Consider the following 20,817-nt stretch of genomic DNA (forward strand, 5'->3'; position numbering starts at 1 on the left):
AGGACAGAGGCGTCGAATTCGATCAGGTCGGTGCCGCCGGCATCGGTGATCGTGTCGCGTCCGTCATTGGCGCCGAAGAGGTAGATGTCATTCTCCGCCCCCCCATTCAGTTCGTCATCGCCGGAGCCACCGGAGAAGACGTCGTTGCCCGCGAACTCCGCATCCGCATCGCCGCCGGTCAGCGTGTCATTGCCTGCCCCGCCGGTGACCGTGTCGTCGCCCGCGCCGCCGGTGATGACGTCGTGGCCCTCTTCGCCCGCGATCCGGTCGTTGCCGAACCCGCCGGAGATGCTGTCGCCATCCGCGCCACCGGCAATGGTGTCGTCGCCGTTGAAACCCAGGATAGTATCCGCGCCGCCGTTGCCGTCGATCAGATCCCCAAGCGGGCCACCTTCCAGCAGCGTGGGATCATCGCCGTCGATGATGCCGCTGTCGTCGACGGTCAGTTCGACACCGCCGAAATTGGCCGGGGTCAGGTCGTCGGCCAGAACGCCCAGCAGGCGCAGTACGGGCTGCACGCCGCCCTCATCCGCGACCAGGCGGATTACGGTGTCCGCGCCATCCTGCACGATCTGCAGCCGCCCGGAGGTGAACGGGTTCGGCGTGCTGGAGGCCAGCCGGATCACATCGCCTGCGTCGCCGGGGGTGAAATCGGTGATGATGTCTTCGGCAATGGTGCCGGAGGGGTCGGAGGTGGGCAGGAAGCGATAGGTGTCGCGCCCCGCGTTGCCGGTCATCTCGTCCACCGCATCGTCGGCCGCGATATCGCCAAAGACATCGTCGCCGGAGCCGCCGGTCATGCTGTCCGGGCCCGCGCCGCCTTCGAAATAGTCGCCAAGCGAGGTGCCGGTGAAGCTGTTGGCGGTGTTATCCCCGTAGAAGGTCGCGCCATCGGTGCCGAAATCGGGCTGAACGCGGGTCTGCACCTCGTCCAGCGTCAGGGTCGACAGGCTGTCAGTGATTTCGAAGACCTCGATCCGGCCCGCCGCCTCGGCGGCGAAGGCGCCACGGACCACGATCCGGTCCAGGCTGCCGTCGAAGCGGATTGTCAGGTCCGCGCCGTCCGCGCCGGTCTGGCTGAAGCGGATGTCCTCCAGCGCATAGCCTTCGATCCGCAGCGTGTCGGCGGTGTCGTCGCCCTGATCGTCGATCTCGTCCACGCCGTCGCCAGCCGCGAAGACATAAAGGTCGCCGCCCGCGCCACCGGTGGACAGGTCGTCGCCGCTGCCGCCGATCAGCTCATCCCCGCCCGCGCCACCGAAGAGGGAGTCCGCGCCTAGACCGCCCTCGACCGTGTCATCGCCGGACAGCGCTTCGAGCATGTCATTGCCCGCGAGGCCCAGCATCGCGTCCGCGCCGGTGGTGCCGGTCATGCTGTCATTGCCGGAAGTGCCCGTGTTCGCCTGCCGCAGCAACTCGGCCAGATCCCATTCCGTGCCGTCGGAGAAGGCCACGGTTTCAATCGCGCCGGTGGTCACGCCATTGGTGATGGTGATCCGGTCCTCGGTCCCGGCGAAGCGCAGGATCAGGTCGTTGCCGGATTTCAGCACGGTGACATCGCCCGCGCTGACGGAGGCGGCAAATTCGATCCGGTCGGTGCCCGAGGCATCGTTGATCGTATCCTGACCATCGCCTGCGGCGAAGTGGTAGGTGTCGTCCCCTGCCCCGCCGGACAGGCTGTCGGGGCCGGTGCCACCGGTCAGCGTGTCATTGCCGTCGCCACCGTTGACCGTATCGGCCCCCATGCCGCCGCTGACCGCGTCGTCGCCGGAGCCCCCGTCGACAAGGTCACGGCCCAGGCCGCCGTCGATCGTGTCGTCGATGGCGGTGCCATGGATGCTGTCGGCGCCATCCGTGGTCGTCTTGGACAGGGCGACAAGCTGGTCGAAGGTCCAGGTCGCGCCGCCGTCAAAGCGCAATTCCTCGATTGCGCGGGCGGACGTGTTCAGAGCGCCGATCAGGCTGATACGGTCGGAACTGCCATGGAACCGGATGATCAGGTCGCTGCCGCCGGACTGGGTGACATAGACATCCGCCTCGGCAATGCCCGCTCCAAGCTGGATGGCGTCGGTGCCGGAGTGATCGGTGATCGCGTCCTGCCCGTCGCCCGGGGCGAAGTGATACAGGTCGTCCCCCGCGCTGTCGGTCAGCGTGTCGGGACCGGTGCCGCCGGTGACGGTGTCATTACCAACACCCCCCTCGATCGTGTCCGCCCCGGCCCCGCCGGAGACATCGTCATCGCCGGAGTGGGCATCCACCTGATCCGCGCCTGACAGCGCGTCGATCACGTCTGCATGAGGCGTGCCGTCGATCACGTCATTGTCGGCGGTCGGGATATTGGTCAGCGCGATGAGATCGGCCTGGGTCCAGGTCGTGCCATCGTTGAAGCGGATCTCCTCGATGATCCGCGCGGCGCTGTTCAGCACGCCCGTGAGGATCAGGCGATCCTCGGTTCCGGCAATCCGCAGGATGATGTCGTTGCCCGACAGCATGACCTGCATGTCGGCCGGGGCGACCCCGGCGGCGATCTCGATCCGGTCCGAGCCGCCCGCATCGGTGACGGTGTCATTGCCGCTTCCGAGGCCGAAGAGATAGGCGTCGTCGCCCGATCCGCCATCCAGCAGATCGGCGCCGGTGCCGCCATCCAGCGTGTCATCGCCGCTTTGGCCGAAGATCTGATCGGCACCGGAATTGCCAAAGAGATCGTCGTCGCCCGCCCGGCCCTCGACCGTGTCGTCGCCGCCCTGGGCGTCGATGGTATCGTGACCCAGAGTGCCCACGATCTCGGACGGGGCATTGTCGCCCGCCACGGCCGCGATCAGCAGATCGGCATGGCTCAGGACAGTGCCATCGTCAAAGACAAGGCTCTCGATCACATTGTCGGCGGAGGCAAAGGCGCCGATCAGTTCTAGCCGATCGCCGGTCCCGGCGATCCGCAGGATGATGTCGGTCGCATCGCGCTGCGTGATGATCAGGTCGGCGGGGTCAATGCCGGGGCCGAACTCGATCCGGTCGGTGCCGCCCGCATCGGTGATCCGGTCGACCCCGTCGCCAGCGTTGAAAACATAGGTCTCATTGCCCGACAGATCGCTCAGGTCGTCGTCATCCGCGCCGCCGCCAAGCGTATCGTCGCCCGAGCCGCCGATGATCTGGTCGTCACCAGCCAGACCGCTGACGTTGTCGTTGCCCTGCAGCCCGTCCAGAATGTCGTCCAGCGCGGTTCCGGTGATCGTGTCATCGCCGACGGGTCCCGTGACAGTGGAGCCAAGGGGCGCGGTGATCCGGGCGATCAGATCGGCATGGGACCAAATAGTGCCATCGTCGAAACGCACCTCGGACAGGTAGTCTTCGTTCGCGCCGTTTTCGATCGTGATGCGATCGTCTGAGCCGAGACGCCGCAGGACGAGGTCGCCGCTGTCGGTGGTGGAGAGCTCGACGATGATATCCGCGGGCGCAATCGTTGCATCAAAGATGATGACATCCTCATCCGAGGACCAACCGCCATCTGCGATGAAATCCTGCCCGAACCCGGCGGAGAAGAGATAGGTGTCGTCGTCATACCCGCCGTTCAGCAGGTCATTGCCCGACCCGCCAGTCAGCGTGTCATTGTCATAACTGCCGATCAGCGTGTCATTGCCGCCGTTCCCGTCCAGGACATTGGCGTTCGACGTGCCTTCGATGCTGTCGTCCCCGGCCCCGCCTGCAGGCACCGGCGGATTATCCCCGCTGATGAAGGGGGTATCGACGTCCTCCGCCATGGCGGACAGGTCTTCGGCCGTCCAGATCGTGCCGTCGGCAAAGCGGACCTCGTCGATGCCGTATTCGCCATCCTCGGGGCCGTATTCCCGGATGCTGATCCGGTCGCCGGTGCCGATGATCCGCAACTGGATCGGGCCGCCCGACCATTCCTCCAGGATCTGCACATCCGTGGGAACGATGGTGGCGTCGAACAGGATGGCAGAGGTGGCGGAGGGGGTCAGCAGGTTGACGATCTCGTCCTGGCCGAAGCCCGCGGAGAAGCGGTAGACCGCCCCGCCGCCCAGGTCGCTCAGCATGTCGTCGCCAGCACCGCCTGTGATGTCGTCGAAACCGATGCCGCCCTCGATCGTGTCGTTGCCCCCCTCGCCGCGCAGCGTGTCGTTGTCCGCGCCGCCATAGATCTGATCATCGGCGCCGGTGCCGGTCAGCGCCTCGGCAATCGCCGTTCCGTCCAGCGGGGTGTCCAGCGCCGTCGCCATCGCCGTCAGCATGGCCGCGGTCCAGACGGTGCCGTCGTCGAAACGCACCTCGGAGATCGGGGCGGCGGTGCCGGAGCCGCTTTCATCGCGCAGCTGAATGGTCCCCGCGCCGTTGTTGTGCGACAGAATCAGCGTTCCCATCACGTCAAAGACCTGGATCTCCGAGGGCAGAATCGTGGCGTCGAACTCGATCACGTCGAGGGCGTCGCTGTCGCTGTCCAGCGTGATGATGTCGTGGCCGAAGCCCGCGCTGAAGAGATAGGTGTCGTCACCACGCCCGCCGTCCAGGTCGTCATGCCCGGCCCCGCCGTCCACGGTGTCATTGCCCGAGGAGGCAAAGATCCGGTCGGAGCCGCCGTAGCCACTGATCACCTGGCTGCCCGAACGGCCAGACAAGCTGTCGTCGCCGGAGGCGCCCTCCACATCGACCTGGCCCGAGCTTGGATAGATGTCCAGACCGCTGCGACCGGTCGTGCTGGCCGCGTCGAAAAGGTCCGAATTCGTCCAGACCGTGTCGGAGAAGAGGATCTCCTCCAGAGCGGTAAAATTGCTGACGACGATGCGGCTTTCCGTGCCCGGGATCACGATCTGCGCGTTGTAGCGGGCGTCGTAATTCACTATCACATCGGTCGAGGCAAAGGCCGTCAGGTCGAGCGTGTCAAAGCCGCCGCCACTGCCGGAGGCAAAGCTGACGTGGTCGAAGTTCGCACCGACCACAAACCAATCGTCACCCGGACCGCCGTCCAGGATCTGACGTCCCAGCCCTGCGGTCAGCTGATCGTCGCCCTCACCGCCCTCGAGAGTGGCATTGATCCCTTGGCTTTCCAGTTCGTCATCGCCGCCGAAGCCGCGCAGCAGCGCGACGTTGCCCGCTGCGACCAGCGTGTCGGGCTGATCGTCGCCGTAGTAGAGGCCCGTCGGCAGCGGCAGGGCCATCTCCTGCAGGTCTTCGAAGGTGTAGGTCGTCCCGTCGAGCAGGAAGGTGACCAGCTGGATCGGGCCGTCGCCGATGACCTCTTCCTCGCCCTCAAGCTCACCCTCGAATTCGCCTTCGATTTCGCCTTCGCCACCGCCGAAGCCGGAATTCATGACGATGCGGTCGGCGGTGCCTGCGAAGCCCAGGACGAGCTGACCGAAGACGCTGTCGAAGAACACTTCCAGATCCGTCGGCGCGAGAGAGGCCTCGAAGATGATCTCGTTGACGGGCGGGCTTTCCTCGCCGAAATCGCCGTCCCAGATCGTGTCCTGACCAAAGCCTGCGGCAAAGATGTACCGGTCGCTGCCACCCTCGCCGTTGAGGTCGTCATTGCCGCTGCCGCCGCGGATCTCGTCGTCGCCGTCGCCTGCATAGACCTCGTCATTGCCGTGGCCCGCATCGACCGTATCGTCCAGGCCGCCAAGGTCGAAGAACTCGTCGCGGTCATCGCCGGTCAGGTTGTCTGCGGTCTCGCCATAAGTGCCTTCGATGATCTGGCCATCGGGGTTGAAAGGCACGGCGCGGGACAGAAGTTCGGTCAGATCCCAGATCGTCCCATCGTCGAAGTGCAGCGCGTCGATACCGCCCGTGGCGGGCGCAGGATCGGCACCGCCGATGATGGTCAGGCGGTCCTCAGAGCCCAGAATGCGCAGGACAAGATCATCGCCTTGCGTCTCGACCGAAACATCCGTCGGCTCGATCCCCGCGCCCAGTTGCACGATATCCGCATTGCCGGAACCGTCCCCGACATTCGCGCCGCTGTCGTTGATCGTGTCCTGACCATCGCCCGGGGCGAAATGGTAGGTATCGCTGCCCAGACCGCCGTCACTGATGTCATTGCCGGTGCCACCGGTCAGGACGTCATCCGCGTCGGTGCCTTCCAGCGTATCGTTGCCCGCGCCACCGTCCATCGCGCTGCCGATCGGCAGGCCCTGGATCAGGTCGTCGCCCGGCCCGCCGATCAACTCGTTGGAGGTCGGGTCGCCACTGATCTGAGTCCCCGAAGGGCCGGGATAGGGCAGTGCGGCGGCGATCAGGTCGGCGTGCGTCCAGGTCAGCCCCTCTGCCGGGAAGGACACGGATTCCACCCGTTTGTTGCCGCCGTCGACGGTGCCGACAATGCGCAACTCGTCCTCTGCCCCGGCAACCTTCAGGATCAGATCGGCGCCGTCGGTGTAGATCGTGATATCGGTGGAGGCGATTGTTGCATCAAACTCCACCACATCGGTGCCGGAGCGGTTGTTCGAACCATCGCTTTCGTCGATGACATCGCGCCCGAAGCCGAGCGAGAAGCGGTAGGTGTCGTCGCGATCACCGCCCTGCAGCGTGTCGTCGCCGGAGCCGCCGATCAGTGTGTCCCGAGCGTCTTCGCCGAGAAGGCTGTCATTTCCGGCACCTCCCGAGAGGAGGTCTTCGTGGCTGCCGCCACGGAGAGTGTCGAAGCCCGCGCCGCCCTCAAGCGTGTCCTCGCGGCTGCCGCCGAAGAGTTGGTCGTCGCCACCCGCGCCGTCGAGGCTGTCGGCATTGGAGCCGCCGACGATGTAATCATCGCCCTCCGTCGCAGACGCAGCCATGGCCAGCAGATCGTCATAGGCGATCGTCGTGCCATCATCGAAGGTCACCGTTTCGATCACGAAATCGTTGTTGCTGACGCCGTTCTGCATCGTCACGCGATCTTCGGAGCCCGCGAAACCGAGAACGATATCGTTGCCGATGATCCGCACGATCAGATCGGCGGGGTCGATCCCCGGACCGAAGGCGATGACATCCGCGCCGGAGTTGGACGCCCAGCCGCTGTCCGCGACGATGTCTTGTCCAAAGCCCTGTTCAAAGACATAGCGGTCGCTCTGATGGCCGCCCTGCAGCCAGTCGTTGCCAGTGCCGCCTGTCAGCGTGTCCTCGCCATTGTTGCCGTAGAGGCTGTCGTTGCCGCCCGCGCCGCCGATGTCGTCGTTTTCATAGCTGCCGTCGATGCGGTCGTCACCGTCGGTCGGCGTCCAGGCGCGGGCCAGCAGGTCGTAATCGCTGAAGGTCGTGCCGTCGTCGAAGCTGAAGGTCTCGATCCGGTTGTCGGAGTTGTTGACGAAGTTCGGCAGGCGGAGGCTGTCCTCGCTGCCGAGGAAACTGAGGATCACGTCGAAGCCGTCGCGCGTCACGACGAGGTTGGCCGGGTCGATGCCCGGACCGAAGGCCACAACATCCGCGCCGGAGTTCGAAGCCCAGCCACTGTCCTGAATGATATCCTGACCAAACCCGGCGTTGAGAATATAGGTGTCGCTCTGATGCCCGCCTTGCAACCAGTCGTTGCCGGTGCCCCCGGTCAGCGTGTCCTCGCCATTGTTGCCGTACAGGCTGTCGTTGCCGCCCTGCCCGTTCAGAACATCGTTTTCATAGCTGCCGTCGATCCGCTCGTCGCCATCCGTCATCACCCACGCCCGGGCGATAAGGTCAAAATCGCTGAAGGTCGTGCCGTCATCGAAGCTGAAGGTCTCGATCCGGTTGTCGGAGTTGTTGACAAAGTTCGGCAGGCGGAGGCTGTCCTCGCTTCCGAGGAAGCTTAGGATCAGGTCGAAGCCGTCCTTGGTGACGATCAGATCATCCGGGTCGATGCCCGGCCCAAAGGCCACCACATCAGCCCCGGAGTTCGAGGCCCAGCCGCTGTCCTGAATGATATCCTGCCCGAACCCGGCGTTCAGGATATAGGTGTCGCTCTGATGACCGCCCTGCAACCAGTCGTTGCCGGTGCCGCCGGTCAGCGTGTCCTCGCCATTGTTGCCATAGAGGCTGTCGTTGCCGCCCTGCCCGTTCAGATCGTCGTTTTCGTAGCTGCCGTCGATCCGTTCGTCGGCGTCGGTCATCGTCCAGGCAATGGCGATCAGGTCATAGTCGCTGAAGGTCGTGCCGTCATCGAAGCTGAAAGTCTCGATCCGATTGTCGGAGTTGTTGACAAAGTTCGGCAGGCGAACACTGTCGCTGCTGCCGAGGAACGTGAGGATCAGGTCGAACCCGTCCTTGGTGACGACAAGGTCGTTCGGGTCGACGCCCGGACCGAAGGCGACAACATCCGCGCCGGAGTTCGAGGCCCAACCGCTGTCCTGAATGATATCCTGCCCGAAGCCGGGATTGAGGATATAGGTGTCGTTCTGGTGCCCGCCCTGCAGCCAGTCGTTGCCGGGGCCGCCGTTCAATTCGTCTGCGCCGTTGGAGCCGTAGAGGCTGTCATCGCCCCATCCCCCGGTCAGGGTCTCCGCGTCGCCGGTGCCGTTGATCGTCTGCGGCAGGGCGGTGACAAAGGGCGCGCCGTTGAAGTTGCCAAGCGTCAACTCTGCCGTGTCGACGCCGACGAGGCGGATCAGGCGGCGGGCGGCGTCAAGGTCGGTTATCCCGTCATCGACAAAGAAGACGTAGGTGTCGGCGCCTTCCTGCCGGGCGACGACCTCTCCGGCCAGGCCGGTGGCGAGGCGGATGTCCAGTTTGTCGCCCAGATCGCCCGTCTCGAATCCGGTAATGGTGAGCAGGGCTGTGCCATCGTCGATCTCGGGCACGAAGGTTTCAAAGACGTCCACAACGCCGTCGGTCGCGGTCAGGTTGCGCGGCAGGCCAGAGGTGCCGCCGCTGCCGCCGGAGGAGCCCGTGTCCCCGCCGTCGCCGTCCCCCGTGCCGCCATTGGCATGGGCGAAGGCCGGATCGGCAAAGGGATCGGCGCCGCTGGCCGGGGACAAGAGGCGCTGCGCGGCCTCCTCCGTTACAAGCAGCCCGGCGATGTCGGTGGCGCTGAGCGCGATGGCCCCGTCAAAGCGGAAGATGTCGATCGGCGGATTGGTGTAGGCGAACTGATCGCGGATCAGCAGCTGGTCCGGGCTGCCGACAAAGCGCAGAAGCAGGTCGTTGCCCTGCTGCACGGCCACCATATCCGCCTGTGCGAACCCTGCGCCGAAAAGGATCGTATCGGTGGAGCCGGACCAGTTTCCGGCCTCCACGATCTGGTCGCGGCCGTCGCCCGGATTGAACTGATAGGAGGTATTGCCACGCCCCCCGGCCAGCAGGTCGTCGCCCGCGCCGCCCGCCATGGTCGTGTCGGTGGTCAGAGAGGTGCCGATGTCGAGGATATCGTCGTCCGGCGTGCCGGTGGACACCATTGCGACGATATCCGCCAGCGACCAGGTGGTGCCGTCGGCAAAGACGATCTCCTCGATCCGGCTGTCGCGCCCGGCCGATCCGAACATGCCCTTTACGGTCAGCCGGTCGCTGGTCCCCGCGATGCCGAGCACTAGGTCCGAAGGGCCCGCCGCCAGGACCTCGATATCTTCGGGCTGAATGCCTGCGCCAAAGCGGATGCGGTCCACCACGCCATTGGCGATCTCTTCGACATCCTCGATGGTGTCCTGACCGTCGCCGGGGTTGAAGACATAGGTATCGCCGCCGCTGTGCCCCTGCAGCAGGTCATTGCCCTGCCCGCCATAGATGACATCCGCGCCACGCCCGGTTTCAATCCAGTCGTTGCCGTCCCGCCCGAAGGCATCCGTCCCCGGTTCGGCCCCGCCCGTCGGCGCACCCGAGGGGATGATGATGTGATCGTCGCCGTCGGTCGCGGCAATGGCCCGGGCCACGTTGGCCAAGGTCTGGCTGCGACCATCGGAGAAGAGCAACGTGCCGACAATCGCGTCGGGATCGCCGGTCGGGTCGATCAAGGTCAGACGGTCGTCCGTCCCGTCGAGCATCAGGATGATATTGCCGTCCGCGTCACGTTTGGCGCTGATGTCCTCCAGCGCGATGGAGCTGCCGAATTCGATCGTGCCGAAACCGTCGGCGGCCCCGGAGGTGGTGATGCGGTCCTGCCCGTCGCCCCGGTCAAAGGTGTAGAGGTCCGCGCCACGGCCATCGACCACCTCGTCGTTACCGTAACCGGGACGGTAGATTTCATCGCCCGGCGTGCCGATCAGGCGGTCGTCGGTATCGGTGCCATTGGCATTGACCAGATCAAGCAGCAGGTCCCGTGACCAGATCGTGCCATCGCTGAATTCGACGGATTCCAGCGCCGCGCCCCGGATGATGATCGCGTCGTTTTCGTCGATGAAGGTCAGGATCAGGTCGTCGCGGTCGGCGGCCAGCCGCTCCACCCGCATTTCCTCCGGCCGGTAGCCGGTGAGAACAAGGCGGTCGGTGCCATGTGCGTCCTCGATCACGTCCTGGCCATCGCCGCGCGTGAAGAGGTAGGTGTCGTGGCCGTAACCGCCGTCCGTCACATCGTCGCCCGCGCCGCCCTCGATGGTGTCGTCGCGGTCGCTGCCCCGGATCGTATCCTTGCCCTCGGAGCCCTGGGTTTCGATGTAGGACTGGATCAGCTCTGCGGCGGTCCAGACAGTGCCATCGGCGAATTCGATCCGCGGCACAGCCCCGTTGCCAAGCGCCCCCTTGATGATCAGCTGATCCCCGGTCGCCGGGCTGGCGACTATCAGGTCTTCGCTGTCGCCGCCCGCCGCGCGCACCACGACAGAGCGGGCCTGGATCTCGGCCATGACAATCGTGGCCTCGGAGGTGCCCGGCTGCATTTCCGCGCGGTCGATGCCGTCGCCGGTGCGCAGAATGACCCGCGCCCCTTCAGAGAGCAGGATCAGGTCGTGACCCGCCCCCGGCTCCAGCTCCGTTCCCGGAGCGAAATCAGAGGTGTAGAGGATATTCTGGCCAAGGTTCGACGACTCGTCGTGAATGATCGCGCGGACCTCTTCGATGGTCAGCTCGGTGCCGTCGTCAAATTCGAACACCTCGACCGGCAGGTCGCGGTGGCCCGACAGGATTACGATCCGTTCATCGGTCGTGGCCAGACGGATCAGGAGATTGCCGTCGACATTGGCAAAGCTGACCTTGTCCTGGGTGATCCCGGTGCCGAAGATCAGACGGTCGATCCCGCCGGTGTCGCGGATCGCGTCGCTGCCGTCGCCATAGCCGAAGCGATAGGTGTCATTGCCCAGCCCGCCCTGCATCCCGTCGGAGCCCGCCCCGCCGGAAATCGTGTCGTCGCGGCTGTCCAGCCCCTCCAGTTCCTCATCAACCTCGGTGCCGGTGAGCATCTGGTCGATGATTTCGTCGAGGGTGAGGATCGTGCCGTCGCCAAAGCGGAACTGTTCGACCCGGGTATCCGCCAGACCACCGACGATGGTCAGCACATCCGCGCCATTGCCCAGGTCGATCACCAGGTTGTCGCCGTCACGGGTGATGCGCAGAACGTCGCGGGTGACCGAGGCGCCGAACTGCACCATGTCGATCACGCCCGGCGCATCGGTCTTTTCAATGATCCGGTCGAAATCGTAATCTGCGCCAAAAGCGTAGAGATCCGCCTCGGACCCGCCGATCAGCGTGTCATCGCCCTGGCGCCCGTCCAGTGTGTTGGGGCTGGTCGGATTGCCCTCGATCACGTTGTCGCCGCGGTTGCCGCCCTCGATCTGCAGCAGTTCCTCGACATCCGAGATCAGCAGGAAATTCCCGTCGGAGAACTCGAACCGCTCCACCCCGTTGTCGAGGTCGAGGAACTGATTACGGATGCGCAGGGTGTCGGTGCGGTCGGCAACGGTGATGACCAGGTCATTGCCGTCCTTGGTGAATTCGACGTTCGCCTGGGTGATGTCGTCGCCAAAGCGGACGATGTCATCCACCGGCACGTTAAAGCCTTCGCGGTCGTTCCAGGCCGCGCGGACCCGGGTGTCGACGATGATATCCTCGCCATAGCCCACGTCGAAGAGGTAGATGTCGCCACCGTCACCGCCGACCATGAGGTCATTGCCACCGCGGCTGTCGATGGTTTCGGAGAAGTTCGAACCGGTGATCGTCTCGGCCCCGGCGGTGCCGACCAGATCAATGTCTTCGGGGTTGAAGTCGGTGAAGTCGAGGGCGCGATCCTCGAACTGGAAGACCTCCACCGCGTTTTTCTGACGGCCTTCGCGGACATACTGGTTCTCCAGAACGATCCGGTCGGTCGTGCCCTTGATCGTGATGATCAGATCCAGCGCGGTGCGGCTGAATTCCACGTCATCGCTGTTGAGCCCGCGGAAGTCGATCGTATCGGTGCCGGCCGTGTCGAAAATAGTGTCGGAGCCATAGCCCGCAGCGAAGACATAGGTGTCGCCCGCGCTCATCCCCTCCAGCCGGTCATCGCCCAGCCCGCCGTCGACCGTGTCGGCGATGGTTTCGAACCCGTATATCGTGTCATCGCCGTCCGTCTTGGCAATATCGACGTAGTGCTGGAGAAGCTTGAGATAGTTCCAGACCGTGCCGTCCGCGAACTCGATATCCTCGATCAGGTTGAGGTAGCCGACCAGCAGGATTTCCTTGAGGAAGTCGGTCAGGATGACCTGATCCTCGGTCCCCTTGACCTGCAGGCGCAGCGTGTCGCTGGAGCCGTCGCGGAGGAAATCGAAATCCGTCCAGCGCAGGTCGTCGGTGAATTTCAGCAGGTCGTCCTTGGGGCCAAACAGCGACGAGGACAAATCGTTGTCGAGGATGACATCCTGACCATAGTCGCGGCCGAAGACATAGGTGTCGAACCCCTGCAGACCGGTGAGGTAATCGTCGCCCTTGCCACCATCCAGCTGGTTGTCGTTGAGCATGCCGTAGATGGCATCGTCATTGTCGGTCTTGGCGTTCTCCATGACCCGGCGGACAATGTCGGTGTAGTCGAGGGTCATGCCCTTTTCGAAGATGATCTTCTCGATCAGGTTCGGGGCGACGTAGTCCAGCCCGTCATCCGCGCCGATCGCCTGGCTGAAGGCCCCGAGGTTGAGCCGCACCCCGCCAAACTGGCCGACCAGTTCGACGCTGTCGCCGGTTTCGTTTCCGTCGGCATCAAGGATGGTGATCAGCAGGTTTTCCGACGCGCCGTCGCGGGTCAGGCGGACGGTGTCCTGCGTGATGTCACCGCGGAACATGAGGAAGTCGAGACCGGCCGTCACCGGTCCGAAGGAGAAATTGCCGAGGTCGTCGATGACATCATTGCCGTCGCCGACCTGGAAGATATAGGTGTCGCCACCCGCGCCGCCCGACATGTAGTCGTTGCCAAGGCCGCTGTAGAAGATGTCGCCGGACCCGGAGCCATAGTAGGCGTCGTTGAAATCCCCCGCCGCCCGGTCGAAATCGACCACGGCAAAGGACATGCGGTAGCGGTCCCAGACGACACCATCGGCAAAGACGATTTCCTCGACCCCGGTCTGCACGCGGTCGCCGTTGGTCAGGATGATGTTCAACTCGCCCTTGAACTGGTCGATCAGGCGGATGAAGTTGCCGTCGTCGTTGTAGTAGAGGATCAGGTCCTCGCCATCGCGGACGGCCGTCACATCCTCGGACCGGACACTGGCAAAGCGCAACTGGTCATGGTCGCCGGTGTCGCGGTCGATGATGATGTCATTGCCGGAGTTTTCGCCGACGATGTAAACATCCGACTGGACGCTGTTGTCAAAGACCTCCGCGTCGGGTTCGTAGCTGCCGATGATCGTCTGATCACCTTCGGACACGTAGAAAATATTGACGCCGTCGTGGCCCCGAACCTCCGTGTCGGTGGCCGCGTGTTCGACAATACGCCGTTCGTCGATGCCGATGGCATTGGCGATGCCGATGAGATCGAGGTCGATGCCGACCTGTTCGTAGGCATTGATGATCATCTGCATGACCATGCCCTGATCCATCTCGACACCGGCGTCGAAGTAGTACTTCTTGTCCGCCGGTTTGTAGTCCGGGTAGATCTGCGACAGGATCGTCTGCCAGCCCTGCAGATAGTCGTAGACCGCGTCGTCTTCGTTGCTGGCGGGCGCGTATTCGAAGATCGCCTCGAACATCGGGGCGAGTTCGCGGTCGGTGGTGGGACGGTAGACGTCCGCTACGGGGTCGTATTCCAGATCGCGGGCAAAATGTTTGAGGCCGTCCTGCAGCGCCAGTCGCACGGCAAGGCGGCGGCTGGTCAGGAAGTACTGCTGGAAGGAGATTTCCACGAGGTCGATCATCGGATTGATGACGGACTCGTAGCGCTCTTCCGAATGGGTATAGCTGCCGCCCTCGACCACCTTGTAGTCGATCAGGCCGGTGTCGTTGTCGAGCGTCGCGCTCAGCATTTCTTCGTGGAAGTCAATTCCGGCGAGGCTGGTGGAGAAGTGGAATTCCCCGGGTGTCATCAGCTCCACCCGGTGGAAGCTGTCGTCGCTGGAATTCACCTCGTCCAGAGTTTCGAAATCCACGGCGTAGTTGCGCAGGTTGAATTCGCGGGAATCGCCGGTCTTGAACTGCAGCTCCAGCGCCCGGTCCAGATTGCGCGCCCAGACGTAGAAGCTGCCGTCGCGGTCGGTGACCTCGACCGTGTAGTCGACCACGATACCGTCGATGATGCGGACGCCGATGGCCTCCACGTCGATATCCGCATAGGGGTTGTGGCTGATCTCCTCGACCCGCCACTCCTGGCCCGTATCCTTTGACAGGGCGAGGATATCTTCGATGGTCGGGGCCGCGATGACAGTGCCGCCCGCATCGGTGATCTCGCGCCCGCTGGCCAGCCGCCAGGATCCGTCAGGGTTCTGAATGCCGTAGTCGTCGATGACCGCCCGGTCCTCGACGATGCGCATCAGGTAGGGGGCGTTCTCGCGATGCGCGACCGGTTCGCCACGTGTGGCCGGGGACCAGGCCTGCTCCAGCTGCCAGGTCTCGCCCGCGCCTTCGGCCTGGGCCAGGAGGTCCTCCAGCGTAGGCCGGTCGATGGCCGTGCCGCCCGCATCTGTGATGGGATCGCCGCTGTTGAGCGTCCAGTAGCCGCCCGTCTCGTCCTCGACATAAACACCGTAGTCGAGCAGCGTGACCTTGCCTTCCGCATCCTCGCCCAGCAGGACAGGCATCAGTTCGCGCGAGGTTTCCAGCGTCTGGCCCCAATAGCTCAGAACCTCGCCAACCTGTTGGCCCAGAATGAAATAGTCCGGCACCGTCATGGAGGCGGAGACGTCAGCGACGATCTGGCTCAACAGAATGTCGTTGGCCATCGCGACGCTCAGATCGGTCATGGAGCCGTAGCCCTTGCTCTCGATCGTCAGGTCCTGCTGCCAGGCGGCGCGGCCTGCCTCGCCGGCGTAGATGGTGTAGCTGTCGAAGGATTCGAAGATCGCCTCGAACATCCGGACGGTTTCGCCGGTGTCGAATTCGACCAGACCGGTGGCCAGAAGCTGCGCGCCCTGCGGCGTGGTGATGTCGATCTCGTCATGGGCGAGGTCGATGGAGACGATGCCCAGCTCGTCCAGCGTCCTGAGCTCGCCCTCGTCAGTCTCCGCGTCCTGGTCGAAATCCTGCCAGATCCCCAGTTCCTGCCAGATCAGATCGGCGGCGGAGATCTTGCCATCCTCGTTGCCGCCGTTTTCGGCCAGATCGAAGACGGAAAGGTCGTTGTAACCGCCATCGAACCGGTTTCCGAACATCTCGGAGATATCGTCGATCCGGCCGTTGTCGTTGAGGTCGCGGACAAGAAAGCCGTCGTCGCCCTTGAGCCAGCCGGTCAGTTCCGCGAACAGGTCCATGTCGAGGTCGAAATAGACGCGCGCCTTGTCGAAGGCGACGGTTTCGATCCCGTCGCCATCAAGGTCGATGACCAGCGGGTCCTGCCCGGCGGCCCAGGCATTACCCTTGGCCAGCCGGATCGCAGCACCGCCCAGCCAGGCGGCGCCATTGGCCAGCGACAGGACTTCGTAGGCCTTGAAAAGCGGCCCGGCCACCGGCGAGGCTTCGATCGCGGTTTTGGCTACCGCGCCGACACCGCCCATGATGATCGAGAAGATCGTAGGGAAATTCCACAGCATCCCGAGGTCCGACACATTGTCGACCCCGCTGTCGTAGAGGCTCTTGAGGCCTCCGAATTCGGCGGCAAGGTCGCCCAAAGGCCCCTGGGTCCATGCAAAGAAGGCATCGCCGAAGTCGTACTGGTTGATCGTCTGGTAGCCGGTGAATTCGACCTCGCCGTCGCCAAAGTCCACCCCGGTCGGCACCGGCAGGCCTGTCGCGATGCGGAACAGGCTGTCCGTCATGTTCGCGAGGTAGAGATTGCCATCGGTCGAGGCGATATAGGCAATGTTCGGCATCCAGGTGTCGTAGAAGGTCCGCAGCAGGCCCCCGACAACCGCGCTCTTGATGACCGAGGCAAAGCTGACAAGCCCGCTGACCGCGCCAATGACATCGAGGCTGCCGGTCTTTGCCCCAAGCGCGAAAGCAATGGAGGTCGCCGCGGCGTCGCCCCCGGTGAGCGGCACACCGTAGAAGGTCAGGACGTCGTTCTTCTGCGGGTCGTAGATCGTGGTGTCGTTGGCGAACCAGAACATGTCGGCGTTCTCGCCGCCGTCATCGTCGCTGACCCCCGAGACGCCGCCCGGTCCGTCAGTGTAGCCAGAGCGGAAGTCGCCGTAGATTTCGCCACCCGGCGAGGTGTTGATGATGAGGTCGCGGCCCTGGCCACCGGCCGTCACAATGCCCTTGCCGCCCGACACGATGATGATGTCGTTGTCTTCGCCGCCGTCGATGGTCAGATCACCCTCGGGCATGGAGGTGACAAAGGCGACGTCGCGACCGCCGCCCATGTTGATTTCGCCGTTGCCGGTATGTGTCCCTTCGTCACCGCTGGTCATCACGAAGCGGTCGCTGAGATCAGTGAAGGTGATGTTCTCGACCCCGGTGAACGACACCTTGTCGTCCGGCACCAGAAGGTTTTCCGCAAGGACCAGCGCCGCGACGGCCAGCGGCTGGCCCACACCAAGGAAATTGGTCGCCATATAGGCGTATTCGAGGTAGGGCGCGGCGGCCTGCACATGGCCGTTGTGATAGAAGACACCCTGATCGCCGAAGATCGACAGATCGCGGGTGTCGAAAATCAGCGTATCGCCCTGCGCGCCGCTGCCACCCGGCCCGCCGAAGTCGATGATGATCTCGTCCCGGAAGATATCGACCAGTAGTTCCTTGCTGATCGTCAGCGTGTCGGCCATGTCGCCAAGGACCACCCGCTCGGTGTTGAAGATGATATCCTCAACCTCTTCGCCCCAGGAATTGGTCCCCTCGATCCGAAGTTGCACCGTGTACTGGTCGATCAGGCCGAAGCCGTCGGCAGAGATGTCGGGCGAAATGGTGATCACCAGATCGTTCGGCTGCCCGCCGCCGCTGTACATGGCGAGGTCTTCGCCGTCGCCGCCGATCAGGATGTTGCGCCCCGCCCCGCCGTAGAAGGCATCGTCGCCGAAGCCTGCCTTGATGAAATCGTCGCCGCTGTTGCCCAGGATGATGTCGCTGCCGCCGGAGCCGAAGATCAGGTCGTTGCCACTGGTGCCCGAGATCGACTCGTCTACATCCGCGCCGACAAAGACGTCGACGCCGTTGGAGTCCGGGATGCTGCGATCGGGCATGACGAAGTTCGTCGCATTGTCATCGGCGCGCATGTGAAAGCGGTCGAAGATCTCGTCATTCTCGGCGCCCCAGCCCACCTTGGCGATGTCGTCGGCGGTCGAAAGGCCGGTCCAGCGGGCCAGGGTGGCGAACCAGGTTTCATCGGACTGGGCGTAGAAGGTATCGCGGAAGTTCTCGATGTTGACCGGATCGAGCTTCTCTCCCAGGTCGAGCTGGTCTTGCCAGACCGGCGTCGTCGCATCCAGGACGAGGATCGCGCCGTCATCCGTCAGCTCCAGGATGCCATCGCGCGCGATCGGGTTGTCGGTAATGTCCTGCACCGCCAGCGCGCCGCCGTATTGCACCAGCATCGCCGCCAGAACCTGCGTGATATCGTTGTAAAGATCGACACCGCCCAGCCCGATGGAGAAATCGAACTCCACGAATTTCTCGAAGAAATCGGAAGGCGTGCCGGAGATGACGCCGCCCAGCTCGTCCGCATCGTTGAACAGCGCCCAGATGCCCGTGTCCCCAAACGGTTTCTCGCCGCTTTCCAGGGCGGAATAGGCCAGCCCGTGCTGCATCACGTCGGTGATCGCACCCAGGTCGCCGACCTTGCCTTCGATACCGGGAATGGTGCCCGCGATATCCGCGCTCAGCCAGGCGTCCCAGAGGTACTTGCCGATGGATTGCCAGGCGGTATGGCCCTTGTCCTCGGCAAAAATCAGATGCGCCAGCATCGCCATGGCATGCAGGTCCAGCGGGCTGCGGGTCCCGCCGTAGCTGGGCATGCTCTCGTAATCGCTGCCGAGGGCCAGGCGGACGGATGAGAGGAATTCCCCCAGGGTCGCGAGCGCCTCTATCTGGCTGTCGTCCAACTGCCCCGGGAAGGTGCCGTCGAAGAACCGGTCGCGCGCATATTGGTCCGACGCCGCCCAGTCATACAGCGCCTGCGACGCGTATTCGTAGGGCATATGGTCAAAGAGCAGGGCCTCTTCGCCAAAGACATTCGCCACCAGCCCGGCCAGCCCGCCCCCGAGGGAATGGCCGGTGATCGTGACTTGCCCGCCCTCGGCGTCGAGGTCGGCCATCAGGATCGAATAGAAATCCAAAGCCTGAGAGGCCTGCCCGCCGTCGCCGCCGGGGAACCCCACGGCGGCAGTCCACCCGTTGCTGGCGTCCAGCCAGAGCGGCGAGGTCAGGAAATCTTCGCCCGGGCTGGGGTTGGTCCCGCGATAGGAAAAGACATAGGGGTCGCCCAGGACCTCGACGTTGCGGGTGTCATAAGCCAGGGCGTAGAAGCCCGTGTCCTGCCAGTCCGACAGAAGGGTCCCAGAGGGATCGTAGCTGGAGGGATCAATGACGGTGACATCGCCGATCTGGTCACCTTCGACAGTGACGACGGTATCATAGTCGCGGTTGTAGACGTCGATGGCCAGGAGGGCGAGGTAAAGATTTCTGCTCACAGCCATGGCCGGTACTAACCCTTAATCAAATACGGACCGAACGCGGTGGTCCGCCCCTACAAAATCTCCGCCCGGCCGAGAAATGGCCTTTTGGTCGTGCAAATAATTTGCCACCGAAACCGCCCGGAGAAATTTCCGGACGCCACAATATTGCCTTTTTTTAGCGTGCCACGCACAAATCTGACAAGAAAAATGTGCCCGCGCCGCCAGGAAAAACACTTAGTTTCTTGATTTTTCGATGGCTTATCGGGTCGCCATGTCACCTCTGTGATTGTGGCGGAAATCGGGCGCGACACGGTCTGGTTGACGTGGGGGCCACCGTACCAGATGGCTGGCTTGAAGAGCGCCGTGTGCTGGATGCCTTCCGCTGCGGCAGATGGTCCCGGCGCCATGTGGGGGCGTGACGCGCAGCGGTCGCTTCGGGCTAGACTGGACGAACCCCGAACCGCAGAGTTGCCGAACATGACCCCGGACCCAAAACCTGCCATGACCGACCACCCCCTCCGCGCCGCCCTTGTCGAGGAGTTGCACGCCCGCCCCTTCCCCTCGATCCCGGCGCCGGCCACCGCCTGGTTCGTCGCCCTGCGTCCAGAGAAGCGGTCGGACCGGGATCGCGCCGCCGAACGGGCGCAGCTGGATCGTCTGATCTCCGGTGCCTGCCTGTCCCTGCCGGACGCCGAAGCAACACATTGGTCGGGCCGCTTGGGCCCGCTGCATGTGAAGTGGGAAAGCCACAACGAGTTTGTCACCTTCCTGGTCTGGGGCGGGACAGAGGCGGAGGTGCTGGCCCTGTCGCAGGACATCTTGCGGGATGCGCCGGGGCTGCGGATCGCCTCTGCCCGGTTCCGTATCCAGATGGTCGACGGCGATGCCCAGGTGAAGGAGGTTTTGCTGGCGGATCATTCCAGCGACAGCCTGGCGGTCGCTCGGGTATTGGATGCCCAGGCCGTGATTGCGGGGGATTTCAACCCGGATGCGGCGGGCGACATGCGGTTTTCCGTCCTGGTCCGGACGGATGTCGGACCAAAGCGAATTGGCCGCACGGTTCAACGCCTCTGCGAGATCGAGACTTATCGCGCCATGGCCATGCTGGGATGGATCCGGGCGCAGGAAATGGCGCCGAAGCTGTCGGAGGCGGGGATACGCCTGTCAACCGCGGTCGGGCAGTTGGGCGAGGGCACCAGCGAGGCGGAGGCCCTGCTGCAGGAATTGCTGGACTTGTCGGCCCGGCTGGAACGTCTGTCCGCGCGCGCCAGTTTCCGCTGGTCCGCCACCATGGCCTATGAACGGATCGTGACCAGCCGCATCGGCACCCTCGGCGAAGAGCGGTTCGAGGGCCGGCAGACCTTCGAGGAGTTCATGTTGCGCCGGTTCGATCCGGCGATGCGGACGGTCGATGCCACGGAACGCCGCCTCGCCCGCCTGACCGAAAGGGCGCGCCGCGCGGGAGAGTTGCTGCGCACGCGGGTCGACGTGGAACTGTCACGGCAGAACCGGGCCCTGCTGATCAGCATGGACAAACGTTCGGACGAAGCTCTCCGCTTGCAACACACGGTGGAGGGGTTGTCGGTCGTGGCAATTTCCTACTACGCGACCAGCCTCGCGCTCTATGTTCTGGGGCCGATTGCCAAGGAGGCCGGGGTCGAAAAGGGCTGGCTCGCCGCGCTGGTTACGCCGGTCGTGGTGCTGGGGGTCTGGGCCGGTCTGCGGGCGATCCGGCGCAGGCTGCACTGAGGGTCGGCCCATTGCCTTT

General features: G+C 64.1%; 2 protein-coding genes (1 of these 2 cut by a window edge). One reads left to right on the forward strand and one right to left on the reverse strand.

The window, feature by feature from the left end; translation table 11 throughout:
• On the reverse strand, window positions 1-19,064 hold the 5' portion of the coding sequence (locus ACFC2Y_RS04000; RefSeq protein ID WP_375175343.1) for a tandem-95 repeat protein. 13,471 nt of this gene lie to the left of the window's left edge; only the first 19,064 of its 32,535 coding nucleotides appear in the window; it begins with the start codon at window positions 19,062-19,064; the stop codon falls past the left edge of the window.
• Window positions 19,065-19,550: 486 nt separating this feature from the next.
• Between ACFC2Y_RS04000 and ACFC2Y_RS04005 the strand changes: the two genes are divergently transcribed.
• Window positions 19,551-20,798 carry a DUF3422 family protein gene (locus ACFC2Y_RS04005; protein ID WP_375175342.1) on the forward strand — a complete coding sequence of 416 codons (1,248 nt, stop codon included), beginning with the start codon at window positions 19,551-19,553 and terminating at the stop codon, window positions 20,796-20,798.
• Window positions 20,799-20,817 lie beyond the last annotated feature (19 nt).

The sequence above is a fragment of the Pseudooceanicola sp. genome, assembly GCF_041987405.1.
Classification (GTDB): Bacteria; Pseudomonadota; Alphaproteobacteria; order Rhodobacterales; family Rhodobacteraceae; genus Pseudooceanicola.